The organism is Mycobacterium sp. 20KCMC460 (assembly GCF_022179425.1).
GTDB classification, from domain to species: Bacteria; Actinomycetota; Actinomycetes; order Mycobacteriales; family Mycobacteriaceae; genus Mycobacterium; species Mycobacterium kiyosense.
Genome location: NZ_AP025524.1, coordinates 4,960,860 through 4,973,499 on the forward strand (window position 1 = coordinate 4,960,860; position 12,640 = coordinate 4,973,499).

A 12,640-nucleotide genomic window follows, 5' to 3' on the forward strand; every position below is an offset into this window, starting at 1 on the left:
CGATCGGCCAGCCCGCATCGACGCGGCGTCTCCTTGCATCTGCTTTGCGCCAACACGGCCCTCGGCCTCAATTCCTACGCTTGTGCCGTATGTCCTCCGTTGAAGGAAACTGCTCAGTGCCCGCCGATCAACCGGGTCCGGCTGGAATCGTGCGATCCCGCGTCGTGGCCGAGCTTGTGCTGGGGCCGCTGCTTCGCCATGTCGGTGAGTGTGACGCCACCGTGTGGGTCGAGACCTCGAAGCCCTGCGAAGTTGAGATCCTGGGTCATCGAGAACGCGCCTGGACCGTTGCCGGCCACCACTATGCTCTGGTGGTCGTGCGAGGCTTGCAAGCCGATTCCAGCACTCCGTACGAAGTGCATCTCGATGGAAATCGGGTCTGGCCGCTGCCCGACGCAGTCCGGCTTTCAACCATTCGCACCCTAAACAATCGAGATTCTCTGGATCTGGTCTTCGGCTCCTGCCGGTTCGCCACGCTCACGGCCACCGCAGGCAACACCCACTTCAACGCCGACGCGCTCGACGCCCTCGCATGGCGGATGTACGAACAACCACCCGACCGCTGGCCCGACGCCCTGCTGCTTCTCGGTGACCAGATCTACGCTGACGACCTCTCACCGGAGACGCTACGGTGCGTCATTGATCGGCGCGGCATCGATGACCCGCACAGCGCCGAAGTGCGCGACTTCGAGGAATACACCTGGCTTTACGCCGAGTCGTGGTCCGACCCGCAGGTGCGGTGGCTGCTATCCACGGTGCCCACCTCGATGATCTTCGACGACCACGACGTGCACGACGACTGGAACACCTCACAGTCTTGGCGCCAGGAGATCCAAGCCACACCCTGGTGGAAGGAACGCATCGTCTCAGCGCTGTCGTCGTATTGGGTCTACCAGCACCTGGGTAACCTCACGCCGGCGGCCCTGGCCGAAGACGAGCTTTATCAACGGGTCCGCGCGCACCCCGGCGACGCCGCGCCGCTGATACGCCAGTTCGCCACGGCTGCCGACGAGGAAGCTGACGGCGGCAAGGGAGCCCAATGGTCCTACCGCCGAGATCTGGGCAACACCAGACTGCTGGTCATCGACACCCGATGTGGTCGTATCCTCTCCGCTGGGCGGCGATCCATGCTCTCGGAGAACGAATTCAGTTGGATCGAGCAGCAAACCGGCGGGGACTACGACCACCTGCTTGTCGGGTCCTCGCTGCCCTGGCTACTGCCCCGCACTCTCCACGACCTCGAGTCCTGGGACGAGCACCTCGCGTCGGGCGCGCGGGGCCGGCTACTGGCTGGTTGGGCTGAAAAGCTCCGCCGTGCCGCCGATTTGGAACACTGGGCGGCGTTCGGGGAATCGTTCGACCGACTCACACGGCTGTTCAGTCGTGTCAGCCGAGGTCAGGTGTCTGGCCCGGCCCCGGCCACCATATGCGTGCTGTCTGGGGACGTGCACCACGCTTACGTGGCGCAGGCGCGATTTTCCGAGCCAGTGCACTCACGGGTCTACCAGCTGACCTGCTCGCCGCTGCACAACTACGTCCCCGCCGCGATGAAGATGGCATTCCGCATCTCCTGGAGCCGCGTCACCGAGCGGGCGACGCGTTTCCTCCTCAACCGTGTGAGCACCGTACCCCCGCCGCCGATCGACTGGGATCCGATAGCCGGGCCCTTCTTCGGTGATCAGGTGGCGACCCTGCGGGTACGCGGCCGAACCATCGGAGTTGTGTTAGAGCAGGCGGGCACTGACGACACCGGGCATCCGCGCCTTCGCATGGTCGCCGACATCGCGTTGGCCTAAAGACCGACATGCAGGTGTTACCGGTTGCGTCCACGAAAGTGGTGTACGAGTCGGGCCGTGAGGTGAGGACCGGCGTGTCGTAGCCGGCTAGTAAAGGGTCATCGCGTGATTCTTCGAGAGACCGACCAAAGTCACTAGAGCAAAGGATCGACGCGATGACCGCTGCCCACGATATCGACCTACCCGCACTGTTGGCTGAGCGACTCACCACCACCCACCCTGATGTGTTGCGCGAACTGCTGGCTACCTTCATCCACACGCTGATGGGCGCCGAGGCTGACGCGCTATGCGGCGCGGCCTACGGTCAGCGCAGCAGCGAGCGGACTAACTCTCGTAACGGTTATCGGCATCGCCAGTTCGATACCCGGGCAGGCAGTTTGGATCTGGCGATTCCCAAGCTGCGCCAGGGGTCCTACTTCCCGGACTGGCTGCTGGAACGCCGCAAACGCGCCGAGCGGGCCCTGACAACTGTGGTGGCCACCTGCTATCTGCTCGGGGTCTCGACCCGGCGGATGGACAAGCTGGTCGAGACCCTCGGGATTACCGGCTTGTCGAAGTCGCAGGTGTCGGTGATGGCCAAAGAACTCGACACTGCCGTGGAGGCTTTCCGCACTCGGCCTCTTGATGCCGGCCCGTATACGTTCATGGCCGCCGACGCTTTGGTACTCAAGGTCCGCGAGGCCGGCCGCGTGGTCAACGTGCACGCGCTGATCGCGGTGGGCGTCAACGCTGAGGGCTACCGCGAAATCCTGGGCATCGACGTCACCACCGCCGAAGACGGTGCGGGCTGGTTGACGTTTCTGCGCTCGTTGACCGCGCGCGGCCTGTCTGGGGTGGCGCTGGTCACCAGCGACGCCCATGCTGGACTGCTCTCAGCGATTGGGGCCACCTTGCCCGGGGCGTCCTGGCAGCGCTGCCGCACCCATTACGCCACCAACCTGATGGCCATCACCCCAAGAGCTCCTGGCCCTGGGTCAAGACCCTGCTGCATTCGGTGTTCGATCAACCCGACGCCACTTCTGTTGCTGCACAATATGACCGGATCATCGACGCGCTTTCCGACAAGCTACCCAAGGTCGCTGATCACCTCGAAGCGGCCAGGTCCGACCTGCTGGCCTTCACGGCTTTTCCTAAGCAGATCTGGCGTCAGATCTGGTCCAACAACCCCCAGGAACGACTCAACAAAGAAATCCGCCGCCGCACCGATGTCGTCGGGATCTTCCCCGACCGCGATGCTCTAATCCGCCTCGTCGGCGCTGTGCTGGCCGAACAACACGACGAATGGGCCGAGTCACGGCGCTACCTGGGTCTCGACGTCCTCAGCAAATCCCGCCTGACCACCACCACACCAGCAGAACAGGAGGACAACCCCGCGGCACTAACCGCATAAGTCACGACATCGAAGAATCACACGACGACGTCGTACACCACGTCCCTGGACTTGACCGTGTTACCGCACACGTACCGGGTATGGGGCCGCAGTCCGACCGCAAACGGGGGACCAACCACTCACAACCGCGAGCCGCCCCAGATGCCCTTTGCGGCCGAAGGAACACCGGGTGAATACCGGAGTCGAGCATGCTGATATTGTGATATTGTTATATGAACATCAATCGACGTTCGGGTTGGCTGATGTCATAACAATGTCTGAACGGAAGGAAGGTTGGGCGATGATCGTGCACGGGCTATTGGCGAAGGCAGGCGCGACGGTGGTTACCGGAGTGGTCGGGGTGAGCGCGTATGAGCTGTTGCGCAAGGCGCTGGGTTCGGCTCCGGTTCACCGGGCTGCGGTGGCCACGACGGAGGTGGGTCTGCGCGGAACGCGGGGCGCGGAGAAGGTGGCGGAATCGGCCCGGCTCAAGGTGTCCGACGTGGTCGCCGAGGCCCGCGAACGTATCGGTGAAGAGGCACCACCGCCGGCCATTGGCAACCACGACCAGCACGAGCACTGATCGCCGGCATGACAGCGGTAATCGAGCCTGACCTCGAGGTCGTCTCGGATGCGGCCGGGCGGATGCGGGTGCAGGTTCCCTGGGTGGTCTGCGATGCACGCCGCGCGGTGGCGGTGGAAGATGCGGTGGACAAGCACAACGGTGTGCGGGCGGTGCACGCCTATCCGCACACTGGGTCGGTGGTCGTGTGGTATTCGCCGAAGCGCTGCGATCGCTCGGCGGTGCTGGCGGCGATCGACACAGCCAAACACATAGCCGCCGAGCTGATCCCGGCGCGCACGCCGCGGTCATCTGACGTCCGCAACACCGAGGTGCTGCGCATGGTGATCGGCGGTGCGGCGCTGGCCTTATTGGGAGTGCGCCGCTACGTCTTCAAACGACCACCGCTGCTGAGTCCGAGCGGTCAGCTGGTGGCGACGGGCGCGACCGTTTTTATGGGCTACCCATTCTTCCGGGGCGCGCTGCGCTCGATCCGGTCCGGCCGCGCCGGCACCGACACGTTGGTGACCGCGGCTATCGCGGCGAGCCTGGTGTTGCGTGAGAACGTGGTTGCGTTGACCGTGCTGTGGCTGCTCAATATCGGCGAGTACCTGCAGGACTTGACGCTGCGACGGACCCGACGCGCCATCTCGGATCTGCTGCGCGGTACCGCCGACACGGCCTGGATTCGCCTGGACGACGGCAACGAAGTGCAAGTACCGATGGACACCGTGCAGATCGGCGACGAGGTGATAGTCCACGACCATGTGGCGATCCCAGTCGACGGCGAGGTCATCGACGGCGAGGCGGCGGTTGACCAGTCCGCGATTACCGGGGAGACCCTGCCGGTCAGCATGATCGTCGGGTCGCCGGTGCATGCCGGTTCGGTGGTGCTGCGCGGTCGGCTGGTGGTGCGCGCCAGCGCTGTGGGCAATGAAACCACGATCGGGCGCATCATCACCCGGGTCGAAGAGGCGCAGCACGATCGGGCGCCGATTCAGACCGTGGGGGAGAACTTCTCGCGCCGCTTCGTGCCCATCTCGTTCATCGTCTCGGCGATCACCTTGGCGATCACCGGGGATGTCCGGCGCGCGATGACCATGCTGCTGATCGCCTGCCCGTGCGCGGTGGGGCTGGCCACACCGACGGCGATCAGCGCCGCGATCGGCAACGGCGCACGCCGCGGCATCCTGATCAAGGGTGGATCGCACCTGGAGCAGGCCGGCCGGGTCGACGCGATCGTGTTCGACAAGACCGGCACACTGACCATCGGGCGTCCAGTGGTGACCAATATCATTGCCATACACAAGGATTGGCAGCCCGAGCAGGTCCTCGCGTATGCGGCCAGCTCGGAGCTGCATTCGCGCCATCCACTTGCCGAGGCCGTGATCCGCTCCACCGAGGAACGCCGCATCACCATCCCGCCGCACGAAGAATGCGAGGTGCTGGTCGGGCTGGGCATGCGGACCTGGGCCGACGGCCGAACGCTGCTGCTGGGCAGCCCGTCGCTGCTGCGCTCCGAAAAAGTCCGGGTGTCGAAGAAGGCGACGCAGTGGGTCGACACGCTGCGACGCCAAGCCGAGACGCCGCTGCTGCTGGCGGTGGACGGCACCCTGGTCGGGTTGATCAGCCTACGTGACCAAGTGCGGCCCGAGGCGCCGGACGTCGTGAAAAAGTTGCGCGCCAACGGTATTCGCCGGATCGTGATGCTCACCGGCGATCATCACGATACCGCCGAGGCGGTCGCCGGTGAGCTCGGCATCGACGAGTGGCGCGCCGAGGTGCTGCCGGATGACAAACTCGAAGTGGTCCGCGGGCTACAGGACGAGGGCTACGTCGTCGGGATGGTCGGTGACGGCGTCAACGACGCCCCCGCCCTGGCCGCCGCCGATATCGGCATCGCCATGGGCCTGGCCGGCACCGACGTCGCGGTCGAGACGGCCGACATCGCGTTGGCCAACGACGACCTGCAGCGCCTGCTCGACGTGCCCGACCTGGGCGCCCGCGCGGTCGAGGTCATCCGCCAGAACTACGGCATGTCCATTGCGGTCAACGCCGTCGGGCTGGCGATCGGCGCAGGTGGCGCGTTGTCGCCGGTGCTGGCGGCGATCCTGCACAACGCGTCCTCGGTGGCAGTAGTCGCCAACAGCTCCAGGCTGATCCGCTACCGCCTCGACTGAAGCGCGCGTCTAGGTCTACCAACCGCTTCGCGGGGCGGCGATGTCTCGGGAACACCGTGGTCAGCTGCCGCCGCACGCGGCATGTTCGTCCGCCAAATCCACCACTTGGCCGCACTGGCCTCAAATTGTGCTCAACGCTGATGCGGTGACTGTCAAGGCCACGCCGCTTTGCGGTCGGCTCCATGCCGAGCATTGACAGCCACCGAACCACCGCGCAAACCGGCACCTGCCAGCGAGCGATTGCCGTGATGCAAGCCGCTTCGGCGGCGTGAAGAAAAGGTACGTCGCGGTGCACAGCCGCGCTCCGTGTCTTACCGTGGCGCGGCGGGTGCGGCCGTCAACCCATGGCAATGGTGTCGCTGGCTGCTTATCGAGCCCGCGGAACTGGCGGATACCGCGACCGATACCGCAGCACTTCCCTACACATCCAGCTCCGGCCAACGCGACAAGCCGTATCGACACAGCTAGAAGCACGTACGCCCAAAACGTTCCAACGCTAGCCGACGCAACAAACGCCCAGGTACACCAATTATGAGTCCGTCGACTACCCTCAAACGCGGCGTCGCCGCCGGCGACATCTCGGCCAAGAAGCCCGCCGCAAACCCGTTATCGCTCGCCGTTGACTTCGGGGGGCGGCATAGGGGGTAGTTTGAGAACTTGTAAGTAATGTTCGGTGCCTGGTGCGGCCCTGGGTACCTGCTGTTGCTCTTCCTGGGCTGGGGTGCCTTCGCCGGCTTCCTCCCACCAGTTGCGCCGTCCCGCAACGCCGATGAAATCGCCCGGATCTTCCAGGAGAACACCAACGGTATTCGTATCGGCATGGTGATGGTGATGTGGGCAGCCGGTGTCTTCATCTTCTTCGCCGCCGCGATCGGGCAGTTCTTGTCCAAGATCGAAGGCGGCGCGGGCGTGCTCACCTATGGCGTGGTCATCGGCGGCTGCGGAAACATGGTCCTGTCGTTCTATCCTGCCATTTGGTGGTTGGTCGCCGCCTACCGTCCCGAGCGGGCTCACGAACTGACCTACATTTTCAACGACATGGCGTGGCTGCAGTTCATCGGTGGGGTATCCATGTTCGCCGCGATGCCGATCGCGATCGCCATCGCGGCCTTCATCGACAAGAGCGCCGATCCGGTATTTCCGCGCTGGGCCGGCTACGTCAACATCATGATCGTCATGCTGATCCTGCCCGACCAGCTGCTGTTCTTCTTCCACTCCGGACCGTGGTCGTGGAATGGGCTGTTCGGCCTGTGGATCCCGGTGGTGTTGTTCGGCGGCTGGTTCCTGGTGACCTTCTACCTGATGCGCGCCGCGGTGCAGCGGGCCACGCGCAATCCCGGCTCACCGGTCGAGAATCTCGACACCGTCTCGACCGGCAGGTAGTCCGCTTCAGAGATACGACTCGATCAGCACCGTCAACCGCTCGCAGGTTTCCGCATCGTCGGTCAGCGGACTGGCGATCGCGGAGACGGCCGCTGCACGCGGGCGCAGACCCGCGCGCACCAGGGTAGCTGTCGCGACAAGCGCACGGGTGGAAGCGGTTTCACGTAGCGCGGCATCATCGAGGCGCCGAATCGCCTGACCCAGCCGAATGATGTCGTCGAGCAGTTCGGAGTCCAGCCCGCTCTCCTGCAGCAGAATCCTTCTCTCGATATCGGGCGGCGGGAATCCGAGGTCGATGCCGACGAGGCGCTGGCGCGTCGACATCTTGAGGTCTTTGAGGACGCTCTGATAGCCGGGGTTGTAGGAGACAACGAGCTGAAATCCCATTGCCGCTTGTATTTTGACGCCACCCAATCGCTCGATGTTCAGCTCGCGACGGTGATCGGCCAGCGAATGCACTGCCACGATCGCGTCCTGGCGGGCTTCGACCACTTCGTCGAGGTAACAGATGCCGCCCTGCCGCACAGCCTGGGTCAGGGGGCCGTCCACCCACTCCGTGTGCGAGTCACGAAGTACGAACCGGCCCAGAAGATCTGACGATGTCATGTCCTCGTGACAACACACAGTGAACAGCGGCACCCCGAACTGCTCCGCCATGTGCTCGACGAGCCGGGTCTTACCGCAACCCGTCGGCCCCTTGAGCATGACCGGAAGTCCAGACTTCCAGGCCGCGGCGAACACGTCGACTTCGTCGCCGACAGGGATGTAGCCCTGCTTGGCTCGACCCGTGTCAGGCATCGAATCCCTTTGCTCCATTGTCAATTCGCTCATTCCCACCTCGCAGCTTCAGCTATATGTGTTGATCACGTTGCGTCTGGCCGCATGCAGCGACCGTAGGTATCCGTGGTGCTCTTCGGATAACAACTCGCGTCGCCGGCCGTTACTGCGCGTCACACTGAGCGCGTTGAGCAATAGGCCGCGCAGGTGCTGGGTAATATCGCCGCTCTGTCCGATCACCCTGAACGATGCGTCCGACCACACGTCCTCGAGAACCTCGGGTTCGGTCGACGAGCGGATGCCGATTCCGGCCACGCCGATGCCCTGCAGCACCGCTTCCTTGATCGCCTGCCGGGCGTCCGCGCGCGCGTAGCGATCCTCGTAGCCGTCGTCGTAAGGCAATCCGTCGCCGATCACCAACAGCACCATATTCTTTGCCAGCGCCTGCGATTGCAGGACGTGGGTGGCGTGGCGGATGGCGGCGCCGATCCGGGTGAACCCGGACGGTTGGACCGACCGCAGGCGGCGCTTGGCGGCCGCGTCGAACCTGGCGTCGAAACTCTTGACCCTGAGAAAGCGCACCGCATCTTTGCCGCGGGAATAGAATCCGTAGGTCCCGACCCGGTCGCCCAGCCTTTCCAACGCCACAGTGAAATCTCCGGCGAGCCGGCGCTCCTCCTCGAAAACCACGCGGCCGCCGGAGTCTTCTGCGGTCGAACCCGAACAATCCAGCAGTACGAGTACCGATAGGTCGCGCTTGGTCAGTCGACTGGCCTCGTAGATGTAGGGGTCCGGATTGTCGCCGTGTCGGCGGTCGGTCTCGTAGTCCACCAGCGCCGACAGATCCAGGGAATCGCCCTCGGCCTGACGTCGATGGCGTTGCGGCTCGATGCCGACTCGGGCCAGGGGCCGCTGCAACAGGGTTCTGCTGACGGTGACTTCAGCGGCGGACTCGACGTCGGCCGGATCGTATTCGGCCACCGCGCACCAGTCGAAACGATAGGCCCCCTTGTGGCAATCCCACTCCGGGTAACGGGTTCCGACGACCGGCGCCGGTTCCAGCACCGCGGACATCAACCGGCCCAGTGCCCCCTTGCGCGCATTCCGGCCGACCGGACCGAACCGCTGCTTACCCGCCGGGATCTCGGCAGAACCTTGATTCTTGTCCTGGCCGCTGCGGCCCATGCCGAGGAGCTTCTGGATCGCGTCGCCCAGCGGATTGGGAATTCCCGGGGCGGACAGCAGATTGACGATCTTGCTGTCGTCGTTCTCGTCCGCGGGGCCGTCGTCCTCCTCGGGATCCTCTTCCTGCAACTGCCCCAAGCGCGTCAGGTCGTGATCGGTGGGCGAGGCACGCAGCTCCTCCTGGCTCACCCGGCGCAGCCGGGAAGGCCGCAACACACCGACCCAATCCGGGGGTGAGGCAACCGGCTGGCGACCCAGCGCAAGGTCGTAAGACTCATCGCTGGAGCCTGAAAGTGCTTGCAAACCTGCCGATTTGATGCGTCGCGCGGTTCTGGTCGGCAAGACCCGATCCAACTGCTCTGCGACACGGCCGACTTCCAGAGCGAGATAGCGCTGGGCTGCGGTCGTGCGATGTCGCGCCAGTCGCATCATCAGGTCTTTGCGCAACGCGCCACCGGCCAGCAGCGCCGCCTGTACCGCGACCGCGTCACGTACGTCCGCGTCGTCGAGGCCGGCAGCGACGAACACCGTGCGGCCGTCCGTGTGAGTTGACTCGGCGCGCGTTTCTTCGACAGTCAAGGGCCGAGAGGCGATCGCGGTCGCCAGCACTGCGAATCTGGTGATCGATGAAATGTCGCGCCCTCGGTCTACTTTCCGCGGTCGAAAGGCACCATGCTCGGCAGCACGGTGTTGGGCGGCACTACCAGATGACCGTTCGGGTCCAGATGCGCCGAACCCCCGTTGGGATCCTGATTGTTGTTGCGGAACTGGGGAACTGCCGGGCCCGGGCACATCTGGTCGGTGCCCTCTCCGCACAGACCATTGGTCAGATACGAGCGCTGCTGCAGGTCCACCGGCCATTCGGCCATCCGCGTCGCGGTCCAGGTGTTGAGCACGTTGTACAGGACGAAGAACAACATGTTGACGAAACCGATCATTGCCAGCCCGCGCAACAGGCTCTTGCGGCGATCCGATACTTTCAGTGACTCGAGGCCACGGTCTGCCAGCGTCTCGCCGCGGTCGTTCTTGAAAAAGCGCAGGATGGCGACGGACGCGAATGCCGAACCGGCGGTGATCATCTCGGTGAGCGGGAAGCGGTGGTAGGTGTTCGAGAAGATGCTGAAGTGCCCGCCGGGATACTCCCAGACACCCAGCGGCATGAACATGACGCCTTCGAGCAGAACGTCGAAACCCCACATCGCTACGACACACATGGCGGCCAGCTTGACCGCACTGAGTTGCGGCCAGCGCTTGCGTGCGGTTCGCATCACCCAGGACCCGGCGAACATCGCTATCACGAAGCAGTAGACGTAGGCGCCGGGAATGATCAGAATTGGCTCGACCAGCATCGCGCCGGGTGCGGCCTTGCCGGTGGCGAAGGGAATGCTGTTCACCCAGGAGCCGTAGTTGAGCGCCCAGGCGTTGTAGGTGAACCAGGTGCCGCTGTACGCCGACAACGGATCCTGGAACCACACCGTCGCAAAGGCGATCGTCAGCGCCCCGTCCACGCTGAGTTTGCCGTCGCGCCGCCACGGTTTGACGACCATGAAGTAGAAGCACGCCAACACCGCGGGGATCGAGATGACCTCGAAGAAAACCACCGCGACCTTCATGAAGGTCGGAACCGGGGTCGGACCCACCGGCACGGTCTTGAACAGCGGGCCAAGAACCCAGGCGCTCAGTACGACCACCATGAACACCAGGTAAGCGCTGCCGACGGCCGCCCACCACCTCACCGGGGCCGACGTGCGAGGTGCGGTATCGACTGGTCGAGAAGCGCTGTCCCGCGTCCCGAGATCCGGTCGTTCAACCACCTGCGTCATCGTTGGCCCCTTCCGATCAGCGACTTCGATGATTTCCGGTTAGATGATCATCGGTTATTGGTGAACCCAGCATCCATGACGAACGTGCTGCCGGTGATGTAGCGGCCCGCGTCCGAAACCAGGTGCATGATCGAGTCCGTCACGTCCTGCGGCTCGAGCAGTCCGTTGGGGACCGGCAGGGGATTCTGCAGGTTCTGCGCGATCGTCGGGAACTCCTGCACGTAGCGCCCGAATGCTTCGTTGGCGATCATCGGGGAGTTGACCCCGGTCGGGTGGATGGTGTTCACCCGAATGTTATCTGGGGCAAGCACATTGGCCCACGCGCGCATCAATCCGACTACCCCGTGTTTGGAGGCGGTGTAGCCCAGCACCCCCGGCGAGCCGTCGCCGAGGCCGCCGACCAAGCCCGCAGTGGAGCTGGTGATCACGATCGATCCTCCCCGCCCGCCGGCCTGCAGGTGCGGAATCGCCGGCATCACGGTGTTGAAGACGCCGACCAGCATGATGTCGATGCCGGCCAGGAACGCTTCACGCGCTAGGCGCTGCTGGCCGGTAATGGCCATCACGCCGGCGTTCGCCAGGACGATGTCCAACCGCCCCAACTCTGCCACGCCCTCGTCGACAATCCGCTTAACCGCCTCGTGGTCGCGAACGTCGGCGACCGACAGCAGCGCTTTGCGGCCGAACTTCTCGATGAGCTTGCCCGTTTCGTCGAGATCATCGCGGGTGGCAAGCGGGTATTCCACCGAGGGGTCGTCGGCACAGATGTCGAAGCCGATGATGTCGGCGCCTTCCTCGGCGAGTCGCACCGCGTGCGAGCGGCCCTGCCCCCGCGCTACCCCGGAAATGAAGGCGACCTTGTTGTCGGCGAGTCCCATGAAGTTGGTGTCCTTGTCTTCAGTCTCTCCCGAACGGACGTTCTGCCGACGGGCTACGTTTTTAAGGTTCAATGTCTCATAATTGCCGATTTGGGTCGTTTGTGTCAATGGCCACACACGGCCCGGGGGCGACTACCCTAGCGGGAACGATCGTTTACATTGTCTCAGGAAAACGAGAACCGGAGCCTGAAGATGCCTGAAGAGCGGATCCCGCCCGAAGCGGAGTGGTGGAACCCGCCGTCGGGCCCCACCGTGGATTGGTTGACCTGGGTCAACGCTCTGCCCTACTGCCGCGACGTGGGCCTGGTGTGCACGGAGTTCAATGCCATGTCGGCGATCTTTCGTATGGAACGTTCGACGCTGACCCCCAACCCCAATGGGGCCGTGAACGGGGGCACCGTAACCGCTGCGGCCGATCAGATCATGGGCGCTCTTACCGTGCGGATGAGCGAACCCGGACTGTTGCCCGCGACCGGGTCGCTGCATATCCAATTTCATTCACCCGCCCACGCGCCGCTGACGTTTCGCGCGACCGGCTTGGGCGGGGGGCGGCGCACCAAGTTCGTCGAAGTCGTGGTCGAGGACCGCGACGGCAACCGCTGCGCCACCAGCCAGGGCACGATGATCGCCGGTGGCTCCGGGGGGCCGCCATTGCCCAGCCCTTAATGAGACGATACGGTTCTAAAA

General features: G+C 64.4%; 9 protein-coding genes and 1 pseudogene. 6 read left to right on the forward strand and 4 right to left on the reverse strand.

Going from position 1 to position 12,640, the window contains the following annotated elements; translation table 11 throughout:
* Positions 1-164: 164 nt before the first annotated feature.
* The 5 genes and pseudogenes from MKCMC460_RS22825 to MKCMC460_RS22845 all read left to right on the forward strand — a co-directional run bounded on the left by MKCMC460_RS22825 (position 165) and on the right by MKCMC460_RS22845 (position 7,290).
* The gene (locus MKCMC460_RS22825; protein ID WP_012393911.1) at positions 165-1,796 is read left to right on the forward strand and encodes an alkaline phosphatase D family protein; all 1,632 of its coding nucleotides are present in this window, start codon (positions 165-167) and stop codon (positions 1,794-1,796) included.
* A gap of 155 nt (positions 1,797-1,951) precedes the next feature.
* Positions 1,952-3,186, forward strand: a pseudogene (locus tag MKCMC460_RS22830) (IS256-like element IS1512 family transposase).
* 280 nt (positions 3,187-3,466) lie between these two features.
* Positions 3,467-3,748 carry a DUF1490 family protein gene (locus MKCMC460_RS22835; protein WP_012393912.1) on the forward strand — a complete coding sequence of 94 codons (282 nt, stop codon included), beginning with the start codon at positions 3,467-3,469 and terminating at the stop codon, positions 3,746-3,748.
* Positions 3,749-3,756: 8 nt separating this feature from the next.
* Positions 3,757-5,907 (forward strand): manganese-exporting P-type ATPase CtpC, encoded by a 2,151-nt coding sequence (ctpC, locus tag MKCMC460_RS22840; RefSeq protein ID WP_012393913.1) that lies wholly within the window; start codon positions 3,757-3,759, stop codon positions 5,905-5,907.
* Positions 5,908-6,573: 666 nt separating this feature from the next.
* Positions 6,574-7,290 carry a hypothetical protein gene (locus MKCMC460_RS22845; protein WP_236977278.1) on the forward strand — a complete coding sequence of 239 codons (717 nt, stop codon included), beginning with the start codon at positions 6,574-6,576 and terminating at the stop codon, positions 7,288-7,290.
* A 6-nt stretch (positions 7,291-7,296) separates the two neighbouring features.
* Here MKCMC460_RS22845 and MKCMC460_RS22850 read toward each other — a convergent pair whose 3' ends face one another.
* The 4 genes from MKCMC460_RS22850 to MKCMC460_RS22865 form a co-directional block, all read right to left on the reverse strand.
* On the reverse strand, positions 7,297-8,088 hold the full coding sequence (locus tag MKCMC460_RS22850; protein ID WP_236977279.1) for a CbbQ/NirQ/NorQ/GpvN family protein: 792 nt from the start codon (positions 8,086-8,088) through the stop codon (positions 7,297-7,299).
* Positions 8,089-8,136: 48 nt separating this feature from the next.
* Positions 8,137-9,831, reverse strand: a complete 1,695-nt coding sequence (locus MKCMC460_RS22855; protein WP_238304860.1) for a nitric oxide reductase activation protein NorD — start codon at positions 9,829-9,831, stop codon at positions 8,137-8,139.
* Positions 9,832-9,899: 68 nt separating this feature from the next.
* Complete coding sequence (locus MKCMC460_RS22860; RefSeq protein WP_236977281.1) at positions 9,900-11,075, reverse strand: spirocyclase AveC family protein; 1,176 nt, start codon at positions 11,073-11,075, stop codon at positions 9,900-9,902.
* A gap of 47 nt (positions 11,076-11,122) precedes the next feature.
* On the reverse strand, positions 11,123-11,953 hold the full coding sequence (locus MKCMC460_RS22865) for a mycofactocin-coupled SDR family oxidoreductase (RefSeq protein WP_236977282.1): 831 nt from the start codon (positions 11,951-11,953) through the stop codon (positions 11,123-11,125).
* 192 nt (positions 11,954-12,145) lie between these two features.
* On the opposite strand from MKCMC460_RS22865, the gene MKCMC460_RS22870 reads away from it, so the two are divergent.
* Positions 12,146-12,619: a PaaI family thioesterase gene (locus tag MKCMC460_RS22870; RefSeq protein WP_238304861.1), complete on the forward strand. Its 474-nt coding sequence runs from the start codon at positions 12,146-12,148 to the stop codon at positions 12,617-12,619.
* Positions 12,620-12,640: the final 21 nt, after the last annotated feature.